Consider the following 22,490-nt stretch of genomic DNA (forward strand, 5'->3'; position numbering starts at 1 on the left):
CCGCCGCCCGGCGCTAACCATCCTTGATCGCGTAGCCCGCCCCGCGAATGGTGCGGATGACATCGGGAAGCCGGCCGACATTGACAGCCTTGCGCAACCGACCGACATGCACGTCGACGGTGCGCTCGTCGATATAGATCGTCTCGCCCCACACATTGTCGAGCAACTGGCTGCGCGAGAACACGCGGCCTGGATGCTGCATCAGGAATTCCAAAAGCCGGAACTCCGTAGGGCCGAGCCGGATCTCGCTCTTGCCGCGATAGACGCGGTGCGCCTCGCGGTCGAGCACGATGTCGCCGACCTTCAAGACGCTCGACAACACCTCCGGCTTGGCGCGTCGCAGCAGCGCGCGCACGCGCGCGATGAACTCCGGCGTCGAGAACGGCTTGACCAGATAGTCGTCGGCACCGGTCGACAGGCCGCGCACGCGGTCGCTCTCCTCGCCGCGCGCCGTCAGCATGATCACCGGCAGGCGCTCGGTCTCGGGTCGCATGCGCAGCCGCCGGCACAATTCGATCCCAGACACGGCCGGGATCATCCAGTCGAGCACCAGAAGGTCGGGCACGCTTTCCTGCAGGCGGATTTCGGCCTCGTCGCCGCGCGTGATGACCTCGACCTGATAACCCTCGGCCTCGAGGTTGTACTTGAGCAGCACGCAAAGCGGCTCCTCGTCCTCCACGACCATGATCTTTGCCGCATTCATAGCCAAGTCGGCACTCCGTCAGGCTTCGGACGCCGCGCTCGAAACGGCTGTTTCGTCGAGCTTCGGCCGGTTGATGGGGAGTTGTTCGCCGGTCATCACATAATAGGCGTTCTCGGCGATATTGGTCGCGTGATCGCCGATGCGCTCGAGGTTCTTGGCACAGAACAACAGATGCGTGCAGGCGGTGATGTTGCGCGGGTCTTCCATCATATAGGTCAGCAATTCGCGGAAGATGGCGGTGTATTTGATGTCGATCTTCTCGTCGCCGGCACGAAGCGACTTGAGCGCCGCGGCATCGCGCGCGACATAGCGGTCGACGATGCCGGAGGCTTGGGCATGCACCATCTCCGCCATCGATTCGATCGACTGCGACAGGCTTTTGGGCGTGGTCGTCTGGCCGACGGCGCCGACACGCTTGGCGATGTTTTTGGCAAGGTCGCCGATCCGTTCCAGATCGCCCGCCATGCGGATCGCGCCGATCACCGCGCGCAGGTCCTGCGCCATCGGCTGGCGCCGTGCGATCAGCGTGATCGCCCGGTCATCGAGCTCGCGCTGCTTGGCATCCATGATCGCATCGTCAGACACGACGCGCTGCGCCAGCGGATTGTCCGACGACAACAGCGCCCGCGTGGCGTCGGCGACCATCGTCCCCGCCAAATCGCCCATCTCGCGGATCAGGCGGTCGACGCCTTCCAACTCCTCGCCGAAAGAAGTGACGATATGTTCGCCCATCGGTTCATCCTTGCATTCGAAAAAACGCGCAAACGCCCGGTCAGCCGAACCGGCCGGTGATGTAGTCCTGCGTGCGCTTGTCGTCGGGATTCGTGAACATCTTGTCGGTGGCCCCTTCCTCGACCAGATAGCCGAGATGGAACATCGCCGTGCGCTGCGAAACGCGGGCGGCCTGCTGCATGGAGTGGGTCACGATCACGATCGTGTAGTTCTGCCTGAGCTCGTCGATCAGCTCCTCGACCTTGGCCGTGGCGATCGGATCCAGCGCCGAGCACGGCTCGTCCATCAAGATGACTTCCGGCGACACGGCGATCGCCCGCGCAATGCACAGGCGCTGCTGTTGGCCGCCGGAAAGCCCGGTGCCCGGCTCCTGCAGCCTGTCTTTGACCTCGTCCCACAAGGCGGCCTTGCGCAGGCTCGATTCCACCACCGCATCGAGCTCGGCCTTGTTTTTGGTCAGGCCGTGAATGCGCGGACCATAGGCGATGTTCTCGTAGATCGACTTGGGGAACGGGTTCGGCTTCTGGAACACCATGCCGACGCGCGCACGCAGTTCGACGACGTCGATCTTGGGGTCGTAGATGTCTTCGCCGTCCAGTGTGATATCGCCGCCGACGCGGCAGATCGGGATCGTGTCGTTCATGCGGTTGAGACAGCGCAGGAAGGTGGACTTGCCGCAGCCGGACGGGCCGATCAACGCCGTCACCTGCTTTTCGGGCACATCGAGATCGACCCCGAAAAGGGCCTGCTTGTCGCCGTAATGAACGGTCACGCCCTTGCCACGCATCTTGATGGCCGGGGTGTTCCCCTGGTCGGCGAGTTGCTGTTCAACACCGGCTTCGGTCAGCATGTTCATCGTCCTCACTCCGTTACCACCGCCGCTCGAAGCGCTTGCGCAGCACGACGGCGATGGCGTTCATGATCACAAGAAATCCGAGCAGGATCAAAATCGCGGCGGACGTCTTTTGCTGAAAGGCGGGTTCCGGAAAATCGGCCCACATGAAAATCTGCACCGGCAGGACGGTGGCGGCGTCGGTGAAGCCGCCGGGTATATCGACGATGAAGGCGACCATGCCGATCATCAGGAGCGGCGCCGTCTCGCCCAGCGCCTGGGCCATGCCGATGATCGTCCCGGTCATGATGCCGGGCATGGCCAGCGGCAAGACGTGGTGGAAGACGGTCTGGACCTTGGACGCCCCGATGCCCAGCGCGGCCTCGCGGATCGACGGCGGCACCGCCCGCAGCGCCGCGCGCGCGGCGATGATGATCGTGGGCAGCGTCATCAGCGCAAGCACCATGCCGCCGACAAGCGGGGCCGATCGCGGCAGGCTGAACCAGTTGAGAAAGACCGCCAGACCGAGCAGGCCGAAGACGATCGACGGAACGGCGGCAAGGTTGTTGATATTGACCTCGATGAGATTGGTAAGCCGGTTCTTGGTTGCGAACTCCTCGAGATAGATCGCCGCGGCGACCCCGATCGGAAAGGACAGCGCCAAGGTGACGACCATCGTCAGTGCCGAGCCGACCACCGCCCCCCAGATACCGGCGAGTTCCGGTTCGCGGCTGGCGCCGGTGAAGAAAAACAGCGTATTCCAACGGTTCTCGATCTTTCCAGCCCCGGCGAGCCGGTCGAGCCAGACGATCTCGCGATCCGTGATCTTGCGATTGGCTTCCGCGGTCTCGATGGTGCGCAACATAGCGTCGTCCGGCATGTCGGACGCGCTTGCCAAGGGCTCCAGAACCGTCGCCTTGCCAATGGCGCCGCCGGCCTCTCCCGTCGACAATTCGGTGATTTTCAGCGTGCCGCCGGCGATCTCGAGCAAAAGCGATTGCGATCCGCTGGTCAGGCGCAGGCCGCCGTCCTCGCCGTCCACCGCACCCGCGCCGCGCGCCATCGCCAGGATGGCGTCGTCGGGAAAGCCGACCGCGACCTCGTCGCCCGCACCCGAAACCGTGACCCCCGCGATCCGGCACGACGGCCCGGACTTCGCCAGCAGGCCTTTCAGATAAAGATCGGCGAAATCGTCGAGCGGCACGGCGATCCGGCGCGTCCCCCCGAGCATGGTCGGGTCCGCCTCGATCGCTTCGCGCAGCATCACGCCCGCCCCCGTCGAGACCAGGCCGCGCAGGAGCCGGCGTTCCTGCCGCCCGGAGACCTGCGGAAACTCGCCGGCCATCCCGTCATGGACAAGCCCGAGAAAATTCGCCGCGCCCGGATCGGCCGGATCGATCTTGTCCGCCGACAGATCGACCTCGAGCGCGACATAGTTCTGATGGAAGGCGGGCAGCGCCTTGGTCACGATTGTGGAAAGCAACAGCAGCAGGAAGAACCCTGCCAGTGCCACCGCGCCGGCGCCCAGCCATTTGAAGCGTGCCTCGGCGGCGTAGCGCGCGCGCAGGCGTGCCTTCGCGGCATCGCCGGTGTGAAGGCTGTCGGGCGAGGCAGGCCCGGTCGATAGGGTGGTATCAGTCATATTGCTCACGATATTTCTGGACCACACGCAGCGCGATCACATTGAGAGCCAGCGTGATGACGAACAAGAGCAGGCCGAGCGCGAAAGCCGCACGCGTCTTGGCGCTGTCGAATTCCTGGTCGCCGACCAGCAGCGTCACGATCTGAACCGTCACCGTCGTCACCGCCTCCAGCGGATTGAAGGTGAGATTCGCCGCCAGGCCGGCCGCCATCACCACGATCATGGTTTCGCCGACCGCGCGGCTGACGGCCAAAAGCAGGGCCGACACGATGCCCGGCAGCGCCGCCGGCAGCACCACGCGCCGGATCGTCTCCGAGCGGGTCGCGCCCAGCCCGGCCGAGCCGTCGCGCAAGGATTGCGGCACCGCGTTGATGACATCGTCCGACAAGGACGACACGAACGGGATGATCATGATGCCCATGACCACGCCGGCGGCGAGCGCGGATTCGGAGGCGACGTCAAGGCCGATGCTCTCGCCGACGCCGCGAAAGAAGGGGGCGACCGTCAATGCGGCGAAGAAACCGTAGACGACGGTGGGAATGCCGGCGAGGATCTCCAGCACCGGTTTCGCAACCGCCCGCACACGCTGGGTGGCGTAGTCGGACAGGTAGATCGCCGCCATCAGCCCGACCGGGGCCGCGATCAGCATGGCGATGAAAGTGATCAGCAACGTGCCCGCCAGCAGCGGCACGGCGCCGAAGATTTCGGTGTTGACGTCGCCCGCATCGCCGCCGGCGCCGGTAAAGGCGCTTTGCGGCGACCAATGCAGGCCGAACAGGAAATTGAAGATCGGAATTTCCGAGAAAAACAGGATCGATTCGAAGATCAGCGACAACACGATCCCGATCGTCGTCAGGATGGCGATCATCGAGCACAGAATAAGAAACCACTTCACCACGCGTTCGACGACGTGGCGCGCGCGATAGGCCGGCGCGATCCGGGAATAGCCGAAAAAGCTGCCGCCAGCCGCGAGAATGAGCGCGACCGCGGTGATCAGCCAGATGCTGGTCTGGTGGAGCGAACGGAAGACCACGGCCGCGGCTTCCTTGGTTTCGTCGGGGAACGAGACGATGCCGCCGAAGGCGATCGCGCGCGCATCGCGCAGAAAGGCCTGGAGCTGCGGCACGCCGAATTCGGCCAGTTCCGCCGCGAAGCGCGACTGCACGATCGAATCTTCGATACCCGGCGTGGCGATGCGCCAGATCAGGACGGCCAGCAGCGCCGGTCCGGCGGCGATCATGGCCAGAAACAGGCCGTGCTGGCCGGGAAGCGAGTGAAGCCGCGACACCTCGCCACCGACGGATGCGACAGCCCGCGAGCGCCCGACGAAATAGGCCGCGACACCCAGGACAAGCAGCAACAGGACGAGATAACTAACCATCGGCGACGTCCCACCCGGAACAGTGTCTCAAACTCTCAGGCGCTCGAACGCACCGGTCTTGCGGGGATCGCATGGCGCGGCCGGCCGACAGCCGGTCGCGCCATGCTTTATAGTGTCAGGAGCCCATGCCCTTGAGCGCCTTGGCTTCCTCGGCCTGCGTCGCACGGGCGGCCTCCGGCAGCGGGATCAGACCCTTGTCGGCGAGATAACCATCGGGGCCCCAGGCCGCCTCGGACGTGTATTCGGCAATGAACTCTTCCATGCCCGGAATGACGCCGACATGCTCCTTCTTGGCGTAGATGAAGAGCGAGCGGGACACGCCATAGTCGCCCGAGGCGATGTTTTCGAAGGTCGGCTCGACGCCCTCGACCGTCGCGCCCTGCAGCTTGTCGGCGTTCTGGTCCAAGAAGGAGAAACCGAATATGCCGAACGCCTTCGGGTTGGCCTCCAGCTTCTGCACGATCAGATTGTCGTTCTCGCCGGCTTCCACATAGGCGCCGTCCTCGCGGATTTCCGTGCAGGCCTTTTCATTGGCCGCCTCGACCGCTTCCTGGCAGGCCTCTTCCATCACCAGCTCGACGAACGCGTCGCGCGTGCCGGAGGTGGGCGGCGGGCCGAGCACCTCGATCTTATCGGCCGGCAGGGCCGAATCGACATCGGCCCAGGTCATGTACGGGTTGGCGACCACCTTGCCGTCGACTTCGACATTCTTGGCCAGAGCCTTGAAGATCTGCTCCTTGGTCAGCTCCACCGCCGTGCCGGCCTTGGAATTGGCGAGCACGATGCCATCGAAACCGACCTTGATCTGCACCGGTGTTACGCCGGCTTCCTTGCAGCTCGCCAGTTCCGTGTCCTTGATGGCGCGCGAGGCGTTGGTGAAATCGGGCGTGCCTTCACCGACGCCGGCGCAAAACAGCTTCATGCCGCCGCCAGTGCCCGTCGATTCCACGACCGGCGTCTTGAACGCGCCGCTCTGGCCGAGCTTCTCGGCGACGGCGGTGGTGAACGGAAACACCGTCGACGAGCCGACGATCTGGATCTGGTCGCGCGCCGCCGCAACACCGGCGGACGCCGCAACGGCGAGGGCAGCCGCCGACGCCGTGAGGAGAACTTTCTTCATGAGGCCTACTCCTGTTCGGAATTCTTCTTCGCCGCGCTCCAGCGGCGACGGGCCCCGATTAGCCGGCCTGTGTTACAGTTCGATGACGGTTTTGTGTCGCGCCTATTACGCCGTCAACGGGCGCTGCGCGGCCGCAATGCCGGCGAGGCGGCGGCGTCGCCGATAATCCGCACATATCAGGGACTTGGTTTCGCGCCTCTTTCCGGCTCGCACCGGCCAGGCGTCAAGAGATTTTTCCGGCGCGCCCGGTCTTTGAAGGCTTCGGAATAAAAAGCCGGGCAGGTGAGCGTTGCGTGCATCGTCTGGAGCACATGCGGCAGACTTGGTGGGAACCGGATCGGTTGGAGCTTGCGATTGCCGTGTTCGATCCGCCGCCGCTCATCCTGCCCGGAAACGATATCCGGCTGAATATGGGGATGATGGTACCGGTTAACCATAGGGGGTGCGCTATGGCGTGATCGCACCATGGTTTCATTTATCGGCAAAGGAACGCGAAAAGGCGTCAAACGCCCTGATCGCGGCGCGGGGCCGCGGTTTCATGCCACTTGTAGACCTTCGCCAACAGCGCGTTCGGGCTGATCGGCTTGGGCAGATAGTCGTCCATGCCGGCTGCCGTGCAACGCGCGCGATCGCCCTTGAGCGCATGCGCGGTCACGCCGATGATCGGCGTGTGGACCCCACGTCCCGCCTCCACGCGACGGATCGCCTCGGTGGCCTCGAAACCGTTCATGTCCGGCATCGAGACATCCATCAGGATCATGGCCGGCTGCATCTCGGCATGCGCCTCCACGGCGAGTCGGCCGTTGCGAACGATCTCGTAGGTGAACGGCGTTTCGCCCAGGATCTGCGCGAACACGAGCTGGTTGACCTCGTTGTCCTCGGCCACGAGGATATCGAGCCGCGCTGCCCGGCGCGGCGGTCGCGCCTGGGCGCCGTCGTCGTGCGAAACGTTGCCGCCCGAGGGTCCGACCACCGCGTTGGACTGCGAGGAGTCCTGGCTGAAACCGGAGACGGCCGGCGTCGCGCTTTTGTCCGGGTCTTCAGCCGGCGCACTATCGGTCGCGGGCAAGCCACCAAGCCGGCCGCGCCGATGCTGTATCTGTTCGACCACCACATCCAGCAAGGCGCAGGAGCGCACCGGTTTGGTGAGCTGGGCGTCGATACCGTATTCGGCGAATTCCGCGCTTGTCAGGGCGTGGTCGACCGAGGTCAGAAGAACGATCGCGGTCCCGGCGAGACCGGCAGTGTTGCGGATCGCGCCAGCAACCTCGAGCCCGCTCATACCCGGCATCTGGTAGTCCAGCACCACGCACTCGACCTCGAGCCCCAGTGCTGCCGCCGCCTGCAGGACCGCCAGCCCCTCGCCGCCGTTTTCGGCCGCGCATGCGTCGAAATCCCAGGAACGCATCTGTTCGAGCAGGATGGCGCGATTGACCTGGTTGTCGTCCACCACGAGCACCCGCGCGCCGGAGACGTCGACGGCGACAGGGTTGTCGCGCGCGCCCTCCTCCGCGACCGGCAGCTCGACCGTAAACCAGAAGGTCGAGCCCTTGCCCACCGTGCTTTCGGCGCCGATCTTGCCGCCCATAAGCGCGACGAGACGCGCGGTGATCGCCAGGCCCAATCCGGTCCCCTCGTGCCGGCGGGTCGCGCTGGTGTCGGCCTGGCTGAATTTCTCAAAGACCGTCGGCAGCTTTTCCGACGCAATCCCGATGCCGGTATCGGTTATCTCGAAGCGCAGTGAAACCCGTCCCGCGTCGACAGCGCCCGATACGTCGGCCAGCACATGCCCGGAATCCGTGAACTTCACCGCATTGCCGACCAGATTGGTGAGGATCTGGCGCAACCGACCGACATCGCCGGTCACCATGCGCGGCAGATCGGGGTCGACACGCACGACCAGTTCCAGGTCCTTTTCCTTCGCCCTGGTCGACATCAGCGTGGCCACGTCCTCGACGGCCTCGGCCAGATTGAAGGGCACCGGATCAAGAACGAGCTGGCCGGCGTCTATCTTGGAAAAGTCGAGAATGTCGTTGATGATCGTCAGCAGCGCATTGCCCGATTTCAAGATGATCTCGGTGAAGGTTTTCTGCTTCTGATCGAGGTCGCTTTTCGCCAAAAGTTCGGCCATGCCCAGCACGCCGTTCATCGGCGTGCGGATCTCGTGGCTCATATTGGCCAGGAATTCCGACTTTGCGCGGTCGGCGAGCACCGCGCGCTGCTCGGCGGCGCGCAGCTCCTCCTCGCGTTGCTTGAGTTCGGTGACGTCCGTGGTCGAGCCGATCAGATATAAGGACCCGTCGGAGGCGATCATCGTGCTCTTGCGGGCGATCCGATAGTTGGGGGCGCCGTCGGCGTCGGTACCGGTTTCCTCGATGACCCGCATCTCGCCGGTCTTCAGGACCGCGCGGTCGGCCTCCATATAGGCTTCGCCGTCGGCCCCGAACACCTCCACATCGGTACGGCCGATCGCGGTATCCTTGGCGAAACCGGTCAGATCGCACCAGCCCTGATTGACATAGGCAATGCGCAGATCCGGATGCTTGGCGTAGATGGCGACCGGCACATTGTCGATCAGCGTACGGAAGAGCTCGTTCTCACGCGTGGTTTCCTGCAGCGACGCCTCGCGTTGCTTCATGTCGGTAATGTCGACACGAACTCCGACGAAAAGGCCGTCTTCGGTGCGCGTGTCGTAGACCCGGAGCCAGCGGCCGTCCGGATTGCGGCGTTCCGACACCGACTGCCGCACGTGATAGCGCTCGAGCGTCCGCTCGATCCACGCCTCGCGATCTGCGTCGAACAGCGCGTCCAGCTCCGGATCGCCGGAGTGACGGAAATAGCCGGCGTCGTGCGCGGTCTCGATCGCAACGCGCAACGTTTGCCCGGGCTCGGTGAACGGCCTCAGCGCCGGCAACAAATCCTTGATGCGCTGGTTGGAAAGCACCAGCCGGTCTTGTTTGTCGTAGATGATCACGCCGGCCGGCAGCGTCTCGATGACCCGCGCCAGCAGCGTGCGCGCCTCGTCGGCTTCGCGCTCGCGCCGCCTGATGTCGCTGATATCGAAAACGAAGCCGGCGACATAAGCGGTGCCGGTCGCGGTCTCGAGGCGGGTTTTGCGCACCAGATGCGACCGCGCGACGCCGGCATGGTCGAAATCCTCCTCGATCTCGTAGGCCTCGCCGCTGGCCAGCACCGCGCGCTCGCTGTCCTCGAACCGGACGGCGTCGGCGGGCGCCACGATATCGGCGGCGCGCTTGCCCAATATGGCGGCGACGGTTGTGCCGTTCAGCCGCGCGAAGGCTTCGTTGGCGAACACGAACCGCAATTGGCAATCCTTGACGAACACCGCGTCCTCGACGCTGTTGATCGCCGCATCGGCCAGTTGCGACCGCTCGAGCGCCTCGGCGAGCTCCGCCTCGCGTTGCTTCAACGGCGTGATGTCGGTGCAGACGCCCATCCGTCCGCCGTCCGCCGTCGGCAGTTCGCGGTGCATCAGCCAGCGCCCGTCCGAAAGCCGCAGCGTCACCGCGGCGTCCGGCTCCCGCGCGCGCCGTTCGAAATAGGCTTCGCGCCATGCGGCCGCGTCGAGCCCGTCCGTCGACCAGATCCCGCGCTCGAGCCCGGTATCGATGAATTCGCCGACCGGCAGTCCCGGCCGGATCACGTCCTCCATGCCGCGATAAAGCGTAAACAGGGCATCGTTGTACAAAACGATGCGATCCTCGGCATCATAATAGACGAACGCGTCCTGCATGACGTTGAGCGCCGCCATCAGACGTTCCGCGTTGGTCCGGCCGGCTTCGGGCACCGGCTCCGCGACGGCAGCGGCGCTCGGCGCAACTGTTTCGATCAATTTGGTCACGTCGCGCGCGGTGCCGCGATAGCCGGCAAAAGCGCCACCCGCGTCGCGTTTCGGCATGCCCGACAGCGACACCCAGCGGCATGACGCGCCAGGCGCGGGTACACGCTGCAGGAAATCTCGGAAGGGACGCCGCGCCGCAAGCGTTTGGCGATGGCTGGCAGCGGCTTCGGCGGACGCCGCGTCGCGGTCGAGCGTGGCGAGCCGCGAATGGCCGATAATGCCCGATCGCTTGATCCCGGTCAGGGCGGAGCAATCCTCGCCAATATCGGTGTAGCGATGCTCAGCGTCGGTTTCCCAGGTCCAGTCGCAGGTCAGGGCCAGGAGTTCGGCGGTGGCCGACAGATCGGCTCTTGCGGACACGTCGAGCCGCTCCGGGTCGCGCCTGACAGCGCGCGGCTTTGCTTTCTTCCGGCCTTTACCGGGACTGTTGTCGCCTCGCTCCACCCTCGCGGCGTCCTTTCGGCACCTCTTGCCGATCAAGGATGCGCGACAACGCTTAACGTTCCGCTAACCCTGTTGCCCGTCAGGAGCGAGTCCGGTCCGCGCCGGCCTCAGGCGAACGCGCCGTGGCAATGCTTGAACTTCTTGCCGGACCCGCACGGACAGGCCTCGTTGCGGCCCACCTTGCCCCAGGTCGACGGATCCTGCGGATCGCGATCCTCCGGCGCAACCGTGCGCGAGGACTGCAGCAAGGCGAGCGCGCCGTCGCCGTCGTCGAAATCGTCCTCGCCGGTGCTGGCGTCGAGATGATGGCCTTCCGCCTCCGGCGCTTCCGGCATCGGTGCGTCCGCGGCCTCGCGCACCAGCTCAACACGCATGAGTTGTGCCGTCACCGCCTGGCGCAGATTGCCGAGCATGCCCTGGAAGAGTTCGAACGCTTCGGATTTGTATTCGTTGAGCGGATCGCGTTGCGCGTAGCCGCGGAAGCCGATCACCGAACGCAGATGGTCGAGATTGACCAGGTGCTCGCGCCACAGATGGTCGACCGTCTGCAGCAGGATCGATTTTTCGACATAGGTCATGACTTCCGGGCCGAAGCGTTCCGCGCGTTCGGCGGCCGCCTTTTGCGTGGCCTCGGTGAGACGCTCGCGGATGGCCTCCTCGTCGATCCCCTCTTCCATGGCCCACTCCTCGACCGGCAGATCGAGGTTGAGATAGGCCGCAACGCCCTGTTTGAGGCCGTCGACGTCCCACTGCTCGGCATAGGCGTTTTCAGGGATATGCTTGGCGACCAGGTCGTCGATCACGTCCTGGCGCATTTCGGCGACGGTGTCGGACAGGTTCTCCCCGTCCATCAATTCGAGCCGCTGCTCGAACACGACCTTGCGCTGGTCGTTCATCACATCGTCGAACTTCAACAGGTTTTTGCGGATGTCGAAATTGCGCGCCTCGACCTTCTTCTGGGCCTTCTCCAACGCCTTGTTGATCCAAGGATGGATGATCGCCTCGTCTTCCTTCAGGCCAAGCTTCTTGAGCATGCCGTCCATGCGCTCGGACCCGAAGATGCGCATCAGATCGTCTTGCAGCGACAGGAAGAATTTGGAGCGCCCCGGATCGCCCTGACGGCCGGAGCGGCCGCGCAGCTGGTTGTCGATGCGCCGGCTTTCATGGCGCTCGGTGGCCAGCACGTAGAGCCCGCCGGCGGCCAGCGCCTCGCCCTTCAGCCGCAACACGTCCTCGCGGATTGCCTTTTCCCGCGCTTCGCGCTCGGGGCCGTCCGGCATGTCGCCCAGTTCGTCCTGAATCCGCAATTCGGCGTTGCCGCCAAGCTGGATATCGGTGCCGCGACCGGCCATGTTGGTGGCGATCGTGATCGCACCCGGCTTGCCGGCCTGGGCAATGATCTGCGCCTCGCGCTCGTGATGGCGGGCATTCAGGACCTCGAAGCCCGGCAGACCTTCCTTGCGCATCAGCTCGGCCAGATATTCCGATTTCTCGATCGAGGTCGTGCCGACCAGGATCGGCTGGCTGCGCGCGTTGGCGTCGCGGATCTCGCGCACGATGGCGCGGAATTTTTCCTCCGCGGTGCGGTAGACCTCGTCGTCCTCGTCCAGGCGCGCGACCGGCAGATTGGTCGGGATTTCCGAAACGCCCAGGCCGTAAATATTGCCGAATTCCTCGGCCTCGGTCGAGGCCGTACCGGTCATGCCGGCGAGCTTGTCGTACATGCGGAAATAGTTCTGGAAGGTAATGGAGGCCAGCGTCTGGTTTTCGGGTTGGACCTGGACGTGCTCCTTGGCCTCGAGCGCCTGGTGCAGCCCCTCCGAAAAGCGACGGCCCGGCATCATCCGGCCGGTGAATTCGTCGATGATGACGACTTCGCCATCGCGCACGATATAGTCCTTGTCGCGCTGGAACAGGCGATGCGCCTTCAGCGCGTTGTTGATGTGGTGCACGACGGCGACGTTTTCCACGTCGTAGAGCGACTCGCCCTTCAACATGCCCGCGTCGCGCAGCAGGTTTTCGACCTTTTCCGTGCCCTGCTCGGTGAAGGTCGCGGTGCGCTGCTTCTCGTCGATCTCGTAATCGGCCTCGTCCAGGCCCGGAATGAACGTGTCGACCTGGTTGTAGAGTTCGGAGCGGTCGTCGAGCGGGCCGGAGATGATCAGCGGCGTGCGCGCCTCGTCGATCAGAATGGAATCGACCTCGTCGACGATCGCGTAATTGTGACCGCGCTGCACCATCTGGGCGCGCTCATATTTCATATTGTCGCGCAGATAGTCGAAGCCGAGCTCGTTATTGGTGCCGTATGTGACGTCGCAACCATAGGCCTCACGCCGCTCGTCGTCCGAAAGACCGTGCACGATGACGCCGGTGGTCAGGCCGAGGAAGCCGTAGACCTTGCTCATCCACTCCGCGTCGCGGCGGGCGAGATAGTCGTTGACCGTCACCACGTGAACGCCCTTGCCCTCGAGCGCGTTCAGATAGACCGGCAGCGTGGCGACAAGCGTCTTGCCCTCGCCGGTTTTCATCTCCGCGATCGAGCCGTCGTGCAGCACCATGCCGCCGATGAGCTGCACGTCGAAGGGCCGCAGCCCGAGTGCGCGCTTGGCGGCTTCGCGCACGGTGGCGAAGGCCGGCACCAGCAGGTCGTCGAGCGAGGCTCCGGCGGCGACCTTGTCGCGAAACTCAGCCGTCTTGGCCTGGAGCTGAGCGTCCGTCAGCGCCTCCATTTCGGGCTCGAGCGCGTTGATCGCCTCGACACGCGGCCGAAGCCCCTTGATGCGGCGGTCGTTGGACGAACCGAATATCTTGCGGGCGAGGACACCGAGGCTGACCATCAGATGGTCCTTTCGATCAATTATTTTCCGGCTGAACCGGCCGAAACGTGCTTACGATCGCGATTTGAGCGGATCAAGGATATAAAATGCGTCCGGAAAACGGTTCTGGACGCGAAGCCGAAGGACAGATAAGAGGGGGCCACCGTGATGTCAACTTGACGCCGGGGAGCGGTGACACGCGGATTTTCGCCGTATTGACGCCCATATTGGCGCCATTCTGCGCGCTGTTTTCTGGAGACATTTGATGCCCGTGTCCTACGCCTTCCGCCCCCTGCTTGCCTGCGGAGCAGCATTGGCGTTCTCGATCTGCGCCGCCACGGCCGGTTTCGCGGCCGAAACGGACGTGGTCGCGACCGTCAACGGCGCACCGATCACCGAGGGCGACCTCGCCATCGCCGAGAGCGATCTTGATCCGCAATTCAATCAGCTGCCGCCGGAAAAGCGCCGTGCGGCGGCGCTTTCCGCCATCATTGAGATCCGGCTTCTTGCCGCCGCCGCCGAGGCCGGCGGACTGGCCGACGATGACGCGTTCAAGCGCCGCATGGCGTTTTTGCGCGACCGGGCTCTGCACAGTGCCTTCGTCGAGCAAAACGTCGCCGCCAAGGTCGGCGAGGAAGCGGTGCGCGAACGCTACGACCGGGAAATCGCCGACACGCCGCCCGCCAATGAAATCCGCGCCCGCCATATCCTGGTCAAGACCAAGGAAGAAGCCGAGGCGATCATCGCCCAGCTCGAGGCCGGCGAGGATTTCGAGGCGCTCGCCAAGGAGAAATCGACCGATGGAGCTGCCGCGCAGGGCGGCGACCTCGGTTATTTCGGCCCGGGCCAGATGGTTCCCGCCTTCGAAAAGGCTGCCTTCGCGATCGAGGTCGGGGCGTTTTCGAAACAACCGGTCGAAACCCAGTTCGGCTTCCACGTGATCAAGGTCGAGGACAAGCGCGCGCAGCAGCCGCCGGCCTTCGAACAGGTTCAGGAGCAGTTGCGCTCGCTGCTTCTGCGCGAGGCCTATTTCGGCGCGGTCAAGGATCTGCGCGAAAAGGCTGAAATCGAGATTGCCGATCCGGCCCTCAAGGAGACGGTCGACTCGCTCGACCGAAGCGAATAGAGACCGCTTCGTCGAGGCAAGCCAATGTCGACCGCCATTTCTCCGCTGGCCCCGAAAAAGGCCCCTATATTGCCGGCGCTCGACGGGGCGCGGATCGCCACCGCCGCCGCCGGCATCAAGTATAAGGACCGCACCGACCTGATGGTCATGCTGTTCGAGCCGGGCACGCAGGTGGCCGGCGTTTTCACGCGCTCGAAATGCCCGTCGGCGCCGGTCGATTTCTGCCGTGCCAATCTGTCGGCGGGTGCGGCCCGCATCCTGGTTGTCAATTCCGGCAACGCCAACGCCTTCACCGGGCGCAAGGGCGAGGAGGCGACGCGGTTGACCGCCGAGGCGGCCGCGCGCGCGGCCGGCTGCGAAACCGGAGCGGTTTTCCTGGCATCGACAGGCGTCATCGGCGAGCCGCTTGAAACCGGCCGCTTCACCCCTCTGCTCGACCGCCTCGTCGCCGAAGCCGAACCCGATCGCTGGGCCGACGCGGGCAAGGCGATCATGACGACCGACACCTATCCCAAATACGCCACCGCCACGGTGAAGCTCGACGGCGTCGAGGTGACGGTCAACGGCATCGCCAAAGGGGCGGGCATGGTCGCGCCCGACATGGCCACCATGCTGTCCTTCGTCGTTACCGACGCGCCGATCGAGGCGCCAGTCCTGCAGACGCTGCTGCGCCAGGGCGTCGGCCGGTCGTTCAATTCGATCACCGTCGACAGCGACACCTCGACCAGCGATACGCTGATGCTGTTTGCCACCGGCGCCGCCGAACGGCGCGGCGCACCGCGCATAAAGGACGCCGCCGACCGGCGGCTGGTGCCGTTTCGGCGCGCCCTGAACCGGATTTTGAAGTCTCTCGCTCTCCAGGTCGTGCGCGACGGCGAGGGCGCGCGCAAGGAAATCGAAATCACCGTCTCGGGCGCGCGCTCGGCCCGTTCGGCCAAGCGCATCGCGCTGTCGATCGCCAATTCGCCGCTGGTCAAGACCGCCGTCGCCGGCGAGGACGCCAATTGGGGCCGTGTCGTCATGGCCGTCGGCAAGGCCGGCGAGCCGGCCGAGCGCGACCGTCTGGCGATCAGCTTCGGCGAGTACCGGGTCGCCGTCGATGGCGAGCGCGACCCGTCCTACTCGGAGGATGCCGTGTCGCGCTACATGCAGGGCGAGCGCATCGCGATCGGCGTCGACATCGGCATCGGCCGCGGCCGGGCCACCGTGTGGACCTGCGATCTGACGAAGGACTATGTCGCCATCAACGGCGATTACCGCAGCTAGGCGGGGACGAGACGTGCGGACCAACGCCGAAAACAGGATCGACCTGGCCAAGGTCCGGCGCTACGAGGCGGCCGGCTTTCGCGCCTGGCCGGCGAATTTCGTCGTTTACGACGGCACCTGGCTGGTCCGGCTGACGGCCGGCCTGCCGGCGAAACGGCTCAACTCTGTCAACCCGCTCGACCCGCGCGACGACGGCAGGCTCGAGGAGCGACTAGCCCGCGTGCGCCGGCGTTTCGACGGTTATGGCCGCCCTTTGACCTTTCGCATGTCGCCGCTGGCCGGCCAGACCCTTGCCCGTCATCTCGATCGCGAAGGCTGGAGCCGCTTCGGCGAATCGATTGTCATGCACGCGCCCCTGGAAGAGGCGGGGCTCGAGGGCGTCATCGACCAGATCCCGCTGCAGGACGTGGGACGTTTCGTCGGCGCGGCCCTCGACATTCATGCCCTCGATGCGGCCCTGCGCCCGGGCCTGTCGGAGGTGATCGGGTCGATCGAGCCCGAGACCGGCCTGTTCGTCCTCGAGGGCGACAACCAGCCGGTGGCGACCGCGATCTGCGTTCTCGACAGCGACCTGGCCGGCCTGTTCGAAGTCGCCACGCTGTTGCAACAGCGCGGCCGCGGCCACGGCCGGCGCGTCGTGCAGACCGCCTTGAAATGGGCCCACCAGCGCGGCGCGCGCGAGGCCTGGCTGCAGGTCGAGGCCGACAATGTCCACGCGCTCGGCCTTTATCGCGCGCTCGGCTTTCGCGAGGCCTATCGCTACCATTATCGGCGCCCGCCCGGCTCATGACCTCTCGCCAGCCTGCCAAACCGGTTGTTCTGGTCGCCGCCTGCGCGCTGGTCGACGCGGACGGGCGCGTTCTGATCGCGCAACGGCCGGCGGGCAAGGCGCTGGCCGGGCTGTGGGAATTTCCCGGCGGCAAGGTCGAGGCCGGCGAGACGCCGGAAACGGCGTTGATCCGCGAATTGGAGGAAGAGCTCGGCCTCACCACCTGGGCCTCGTGCCTGGCGCCGCTGACCTTCGCCAGCCACGGCTACGAGACCTTCCACCTGCTGATGCCGCTCTTCGTGTGCCGCAGGTTCGACGGCACGGCGGCCGGGCGCGAGGGGCAGGCGATCAAATGGGTGCGCCCGCGCGCGCTGCGCGACTATCCCATGCCGCCGGCCGACGAACCGCTGATTGCCCATCTGATCGACCTGTTGTGATCTGCCGCCCGGCACGCCATTCGCGCAAACAGCGTTAATGGATCGTTTAGCCGCACGTGGCAATTTCAGCCGGAGCGGCCGGCCGATGCCGGCACGGCGAGGCGCCTGCCGGAGATGGACCGATGCGATCAGAACACGAATGGCGAGCAGATGACACGGAGGCTGCCTCCGTCCCGAACGGCACCGGCTTGAGCGCGGTGCGGCTGGCGCTTCTGTTCGGGGCGGGCGCGGTCGTGCTCGGCCTCGTCGTGGCGCCGCTCGCCGAAAAACGCCTTTCCGGCGGCGTGGTTGCCGCCGACGGCTTCTACGGCGTGGACATGACCAGCACCGGCTCGATCGGCTCGGGCAAAACCTACACGGTGCGCAAGAGCGTGCTGCAAACCGTTCCCGGCGCGGCTTGCATCATCAACGGCGACGGCCGCCGGATCGGCGATTGCTGAACGCCGTCCCGGCGCTTCCCCGTCGGGATCGACGCGACCGCCGGCACCGACCGGCCGGCAAGGAGCGGTTAACCGTCCGCGTTAAGCTTTTTTCACCGCTTTGCGACTAGTTTTACAGCAAAGGAAGGGTGCCCGAGCATGCTTGTGCGTTTCTGGAACGACCGATCGGGCGCCACCCTCATCGAATACGGCGTGCTTTTGACCGTGTTGTCGTTGGTGATCGTGGCGGCTATCGCCAATGTCGCCGACAAGATCGAATTCCTGTTCTCCGATCCCGCCAGCAAACTGCAACAAGGGCTCGACTAGGCGATAAGCCTGAAAGCCCAAGACCGGTTTTCAGGGCTCATCGCGGCAACGAGGCAATTTGACCGCACTGATAGATCGCTGGACCACACATCCCGTACGGCAGACTTGGAGAAATATCCCGTAGAACGGCCGGGCGGATGTCCACAAAGAAACCGCGTTTCACCAGATCAGCGCCCATGAACCCGCCGCCGCGAAGACGGTGGCGAAAGTGCCTACCCGGTGGCCCCGCCACCGGATGCAGAGGCGTGAACGACTTTGCCGCCCACCACCGTCAGCTCGGCCTTGATATCGCGTAGATCATCTTCCGGGCAGGTCAGCGGGTCGCTTGACAGCACGGCCAGGTTCGCCAGTTTTTGTGGCTCGAGAGATCCTCTGTTCCGCTCCTCCTGTGCCAGATATGCGCCACCCATTGTCATGCAACGCAACGCTTGGGGCCGGGTGAGCGCCTACTGCGCGCCAATAACGCGGACGGTGCTGCGCTCCCGACGAGCCACGGCATGCCAAAACGAATGAAAAAGGCTGGGCGGCAGGTTGTCGGAACCAAACGATACCGGCACCCCTGCATCCACGAGCGCGCGCAAGGGCACGATTTCATCTTCCCACTCGGGCCCCAACCGCTCGAGCAGCGCAAGGCCGCCTTTGTACAGAAAGCTGCTGGTATGTGTCGTGATCACCAGACCGAGATCGCGAATTGCGGCGATGTCGTCTGCCGTCAGGTTGGCAATGTGGCCGAACACCCAGCGCTGGCCTGAAATCGGCGCTTCAACATCCACGTCGCGGAACAGATCCAGCATAAGGGGGAATATCCCGGTAACGCGGATGCCGTAACGGGCGCATTCGACAAGAAGCGGCTTGAGCTTCTCGTGCGGCAACGACGTATCGAAATTGAAACCCGCCCAGCCGGCCTGAGGCGATCCGGCGGCGCGAAGGGTACGCTCACGCTCGCCGCAACAATTGTCTTCTGGCTATGAGCAAAGAGGCATGAGCCTAGCGTGTGGACAGCGCCTGTCCGCTCCGCAGGAGCCGGTCACGAAGGACTGCCGTCTGATCGTCGGACAGGTCGATCGGCAGCACCAAGCAGATCGTGGCTTCCACCTGATCCTCGGCATTGTAGATTGGCGCCGCAAGGCATTGCGTATACGCGTCGACCAATCCTTTCGTCAGGCAATAGCCGTCTTGCCGGGCCTGTGCGATGGCGTCGATGAAATCGTCGATCATGATCCGGCGCCCGTCGGGGAGCACCAGATCCTCCGGCACGATCAGTGCCTCGATCTCCGCGCGGCTATGTCCGGCAAGCAAAAGCCTTCCCGACGCCGTCCAAGGAATCGGAATTTGCAGGCCGACGGCGGAACTGATGCGGAAGGGCCGGGTGCCCGGGCACATGTGCATAATTGTATAGCGGCCGGTCTGCAGCATGCAGAATTCGCTGGTCTCGCCGGTTTCCTTCGCCAGCCGATCGACTTCCGCGCGCGCGCGCTTGGCGAGCGAATTCTCGCGGATATAGTTCAGACCGTAGAGATACATCCGCTTGCCGAAAAAGATGCGCCCGTCGTCCGAGGATACTTCTAGGAGCCCGGCATCGGTCAGGTCATTGACGACGGTGTAGATCGACGAGCGTGGCGCATCCAAGGCCTTTGCCAGGGCCCCGATACGGATGCCCTCGCCGTGACCATGCAGAAACTCCAGAATCTGCACGATGCGATCGACGCTGCGTTCTCGTCGAGCCGCGGGTTTCGCGCGCGACGCCCGACCTTCGGCATCAATCCCCACGTCCTGCTCCACTTGCGTATTTCTCCGTCAATGCTATTCTGTCTTTAACACAAGACAATTGTCCTGTATATAGGACAAATTTCATCACGAGCGACGCGCAATCCGCCGCCTTCCGACAAGGGGCGAGCGTTGCCGACAAGGGGATTTCGGTGAGGTTGGGATGAGTGGCTTGCCTGGGATCCATGAGCGCATCCGCCAATCGATCGCGACGCTGCCGCGCCTCGATATCGCGCTCAAGAAAACGCCGCTCGAGGAAGCCGGAAACCTTTCCCGCGTGCTCGGCGGTCCGCGCATCTTCGTCAAGCGCGACGATCTGACCGGTGTGGCGCTCGGCGGCAACAAGCTGCGCAACCTCGAGTTCCGGCTCGCCCACGCGATGAAGGACGAGCCCGACACCGTCATCGTCGGTCTCGACCTGCAATCGAATTCGGCACGCCAGACCGTCGGCGCCTGCAACAAGCTGGGCCTGCGAACCGTCCTCGTGCTGGAAGGGCGTCGGCCCGACACGATCCAGGGCAATCTTCTGGTCGACTATCTTTTGGGCGCCGAGGTTCATTTCGCCGCCGACGTCCACGAACAGCGCACGATGCTCGACCGTCTGGCCGCGGCTGTTCGTGCCGGCGGCGGACGCCCGCACATCCTCAACGACAACCCGATGTTCGACGTCGCCTCCGCCGTTGCCTATCTGGAAGTGACGCTGGAGATCGTCGAGCAGCTTGACGCACTCGGAAAGACGCCCGATTGCATTTACATGTCGTCAAGCGGCAAGGGGCAGGCGGGCATGATTCTGGCCCAAAAACTGCTCGACCTGCGCTTCGCCATGCATGGCGTGACCGCCACGGACGAGTTCCACATTCCCTCGCGCACCGCAACCATCGCCAACCAGACCAGCACGGCCATCGGACTGGACGTAACCGTCGACGAAAAGGACGTGGTCAATTTCGACGATTTCGTCGGCGAGGGTTACGGCATCCCGAGCGAGGCCGGCAACGAGGCCGTGCGCCTGTTCGCCCGAACCGAGGGTATCATTCTCGACCCTATCTATACCGGCAAGGCGGCCGCCGGCCTTGTCGCGCATGTGCGCGAGGGCCGCTTCGCAAGCGACGACGTGGTGGTGTTTGTCCATACCGGCGGCACACCGGCGATCTTCACCTGGAACGAATTATGGCTCTGACGCGCGACGCGCAAAGTCCGCACCCGGCAATGTCAACGAAGAAAAGGGGAATAGTCATGCAACGCAGAACACTTCTCACCGGCGCGGCAGGCGCCATGCTCCTGTCGGCACTGCCGGCAACGACGCTCCGGGCTTTCGCCCAAACAAGCCAGGGTGTGATCACCTTCGGCCAAAGCACCGCCGTGCTGACGCTCGATCCGGCGCACGGGGCGTTCACGGGCTATCCCGGCGGCTACGAGGCGGCGCTCGTGCTTTTCGACCGGCTGCTGGACTTCGATGCCGACATGACGATCGTGCCGCAGCTCGCCGAATCCTACCGCATGAGCGACGATCTCAAGTCCTGCGAGTTGAAGCTGCGCAGCGGTGTTACCTTCCATGACGGAACCCCCTGCGACGCGGCAGCCGTCAAGTTCAACATCGAGCGGATGATGAACAAGGAGATCAACACCACCAACAGGCCGCTCTGGGACCCGATCTCGGGTGTCGACATGGTCGATGACACCACGATCGTCATCCGCATGTCGGCGCCTTTTGCACAACTGCCGAACACGCTCGCCCATGGCTCCGGGGCGATCGTCTCGCCGGCGGCGATCGAGAAGTTCGGCGAGGACGGCTTTGCCCAGAACCCGGTCGGTGCGGGCCCCTATAGGCTGGACTCCTTCAACGCCGGACAGGAACTGGTGCTCAAGGCCTATGACGGATACTGGGGCGGCGCGCCGGGCGCGACTGGAATCGTCTTCCGCTTCATCGCCGAACCGGCAACGCGCATCAACGCGTTGACCACCGGAGCGGTCGACGTCATCGACGCCGTACCGGTGCATCTGGTCGGTCAGCTCTCCGGCAATGCCGACATCGAGATCGCACGCCGCCCGGGTCTGCGCCCGATCGGTCTCGCCTTCAATCTCACCCGGCCCGCTTTGCAGGACGTGAAGCTGCGCAAGGCGCTCAATCTCGCCGTTCCCGTGGCGACGATCGCCGAGCGGGTCTTCTTCGGCTTCGCCAAGGCGCCCGATTCGCCGCTGGCCTTCGACGCCATCGGCCACAGGACGGTGGGCGAAACCGTGTTCGATCAGGCCAAGGCCAAAGCCCTGCTCGCCGAGGCCGGCTATAGCGCGGGCGCCGACGGCATCCTGGAAAAGGACGGCGAGAAGCTCAGCCTGTCCTTCTTCGCGCCGGACGGTCTGTTCCCGGGCGACGTCGCAGTGGCGGAAATCGTCGCGGCCTCGCTGCGACAGGTCGGCGTCGACGCCGCGATCAACAAGATCGAGAAGGGCGCCTACTGGGATCACCTGCGCCAGGACAAGGCCAACCTCGCCTGGGACATGGCGATGTTCGGGTTCAATCCTTCCAACGCGTCCGGCACCTATCACCTGGCCTCGCTGTTCAAGTCGAACGCCGACGATAACGGCAAGCCGGATGTCTGGAATATCGCCCGCTACCGCAACGAAAAGGTCGACGCGCTTCTGGAGACGGCCAGCAGCGCGCCCGAGGAATCCGCGCGCCTCGACGCGCTCGGCGAGGCCCAGGCGCTGATTTGGGAAGACGCGCCCTATCTGTGGCTGCAGATCAACGAGAACGTGTCGGCGGCCGGCAAGTCCGTCTCCGGTCTGGGCGTGCTGCCAATCGTCTTTACGACATTGCGCAACGCCTCCAAGGCATAACGACCGGCG

General features: G+C 64.7%; 18 protein-coding genes and 1 pseudogene. 8 read left to right on the forward strand and 11 right to left on the reverse strand.

Annotation, left to right across the window (positions count from 1 at the left end; genetic code table 11):
* Positions 1–13: 13 nt before the first annotated feature.
* From phoB to secA, 8 genes are all read right to left on the reverse strand, one after another.
* Positions 14–703, reverse strand: a complete 690-nt coding sequence (phoB, locus tag EP380_RS06920) for a phosphate regulon transcriptional regulator PhoB (RefSeq protein ID WP_106573286.1) — start codon at positions 701–703, stop codon at positions 14–16.
* An 18-nt stretch (positions 704–721) separates the two neighbouring features.
* A complete protein-coding gene (phoU, locus tag EP380_RS06925) occupies positions 722–1,435 on the reverse strand; it encodes a phosphate signaling complex protein PhoU (protein ID WP_106573287.1) in 714 nt (237 codons plus the stop codon).
* A gap of 40 nt (positions 1,436–1,475) precedes the next feature.
* Positions 1,476–2,291 carry a phosphate ABC transporter ATP-binding protein PstB gene (pstB, locus tag EP380_RS06930; protein WP_106573288.1) on the reverse strand — a complete coding sequence of 272 codons (816 nt, stop codon included), beginning with the start codon at positions 2,289–2,291 and terminating at the stop codon, positions 1,476–1,478.
* A 13-nt stretch (positions 2,292–2,304) separates the two neighbouring features.
* Entirely contained in the window at positions 2,305–3,909 is a 1,605-nt protein-coding gene (gene pstA / locus EP380_RS06935) for a phosphate ABC transporter permease PstA (RefSeq protein WP_127597641.1), read from the reverse strand.
* A complete protein-coding gene (gene pstC / locus EP380_RS06940; protein WP_106573290.1) occupies positions 3,902–5,290 on the reverse strand; it encodes a phosphate ABC transporter permease subunit PstC in 1,389 nt (462 codons plus the stop codon). Before pstC ends, pstA begins: the two co-directional genes overlap by 8 nt.
* Before the next feature lie 115 nt (positions 5,291–5,405).
* The gene (locus EP380_RS06945) at positions 5,406–6,410 is read right to left on the reverse strand and encodes a substrate-binding domain-containing protein (protein ID WP_106573291.1); all 1,005 of its coding nucleotides are present in this window, start codon (positions 6,408–6,410) and stop codon (positions 5,406–5,408) included.
* 502 nt (positions 6,411–6,912) lie between these two features.
* Entirely contained in the window at positions 6,913–10,632 is a 3,720-nt protein-coding gene (locus tag EP380_RS06950; protein WP_238719767.1) for a PAS domain-containing hybrid sensor histidine kinase/response regulator, read from the reverse strand.
* A gap of 191 nt (positions 10,633–10,823) precedes the next feature.
* Positions 10,824–13,553: a preprotein translocase subunit SecA gene (secA, locus tag EP380_RS06955; RefSeq protein WP_127597646.1), complete on the reverse strand. Its 2,730-nt coding sequence runs from the start codon at positions 13,551–13,553 to the stop codon at positions 10,824–10,826.
* Positions 13,554–13,797: 244 nt separating this feature from the next.
* Between secA and EP380_RS06960 the strand changes: the two genes are divergently transcribed.
* From EP380_RS06960 to EP380_RS06985, 6 genes are all read left to right on the forward strand, one after another.
* Positions 13,798–14,658, forward strand: coding sequence for a peptidylprolyl isomerase (locus tag EP380_RS06960; protein ID WP_127597648.1), 861 nt, complete (start codon positions 13,798–13,800; stop codon positions 14,656–14,658).
* A gap of 24 nt (positions 14,659–14,682) precedes the next feature.
* Positions 14,683–15,924 carry a bifunctional glutamate N-acetyltransferase/amino-acid acetyltransferase ArgJ gene (argJ, locus tag EP380_RS06965; protein ID WP_127597650.1) on the forward strand — a complete coding sequence of 414 codons (1,242 nt, stop codon included), beginning with the start codon at positions 14,683–14,685 and terminating at the stop codon, positions 15,922–15,924.
* Positions 15,925–15,937: 13 nt separating this feature from the next.
* A complete protein-coding gene (locus EP380_RS06970; protein WP_238719768.1) occupies positions 15,938–16,714 on the forward strand; it encodes a GNAT family N-acetyltransferase in 777 nt (258 codons plus the stop codon).
* Entirely contained in the window at positions 16,711–17,130 is a 420-nt protein-coding gene (locus EP380_RS06975; protein ID WP_106573297.1) for a (deoxy)nucleoside triphosphate pyrophosphohydrolase, read from the forward strand. The genes EP380_RS06970 and EP380_RS06975 overlap by 4 nt, the downstream gene beginning before the upstream one ends.
* A gap of 122 nt (positions 17,131–17,252) precedes the next feature.
* Positions 17,253–17,570 (forward strand): hypothetical protein, encoded by a 318-nt coding sequence (locus EP380_RS06980; RefSeq protein WP_238719769.1) that lies wholly within the window; start codon positions 17,253–17,255, stop codon positions 17,568–17,570.
* 138 nt (positions 17,571–17,708) lie between these two features.
* A complete protein-coding gene (locus EP380_RS06985) occupies positions 17,709–17,876 on the forward strand; it encodes a Flp family type IVb pilin (RefSeq protein WP_106573299.1) in 168 nt (55 codons plus the stop codon).
* A gap of 212 nt (positions 17,877–18,088) precedes the next feature.
* Here EP380_RS06985 and EP380_RS23975 read toward each other — a convergent pair.
* The 3 genes and pseudogenes from EP380_RS23975 to EP380_RS07000 all read right to left on the reverse strand — a co-directional run.
* Positions 18,089–18,307 (reverse strand): annotated as a pseudogene (locus EP380_RS23975) (amidohydrolase family protein); the annotation flags it as partial.
* Between the two features lie 15 nt (positions 18,308–18,322).
* A complete protein-coding gene (locus EP380_RS06995; RefSeq protein WP_127597656.1) occupies positions 18,323–18,748 on the reverse strand; it encodes an amidohydrolase family protein in 426 nt (141 codons plus the stop codon).
* A 115-nt stretch (positions 18,749–18,863) separates the two neighbouring features.
* The gene (locus EP380_RS07000; protein WP_238719770.1) at positions 18,864–19,658 is read right to left on the reverse strand and encodes an IclR family transcriptional regulator; all 795 of its coding nucleotides are present in this window, start codon (positions 19,656–19,658) and stop codon (positions 18,864–18,866) included.
* Between the two features lie 157 nt (positions 19,659–19,815).
* On the opposite strand from EP380_RS07000, the gene EP380_RS07005 reads away from it, so the two are divergent.
* Positions 19,816–20,820, forward strand: a complete 1,005-nt coding sequence (locus EP380_RS07005; RefSeq protein WP_164749787.1) for a pyridoxal-phosphate dependent enzyme — start codon at positions 19,816–19,818, stop codon at positions 20,818–20,820.
* A 56-nt stretch (positions 20,821–20,876) separates the two neighbouring features.
* Positions 20,877–22,481, forward strand: a complete 1,605-nt coding sequence (locus EP380_RS07010; protein ID WP_164749788.1) for an ABC transporter substrate-binding protein — start codon at positions 20,877–20,879, stop codon at positions 22,479–22,481.
* The last annotated feature ends 9 nt before the right edge of the window (positions 22,482–22,490 follow it).

Source organism: Nitratireductor alexandrii, from assembly GCF_004000215.1.
In the GTDB taxonomy this organism is placed as follows: Bacteria; Pseudomonadota; Alphaproteobacteria; order Rhizobiales; family Rhizobiaceae; genus Mangrovimarina; species Mangrovimarina alexandrii.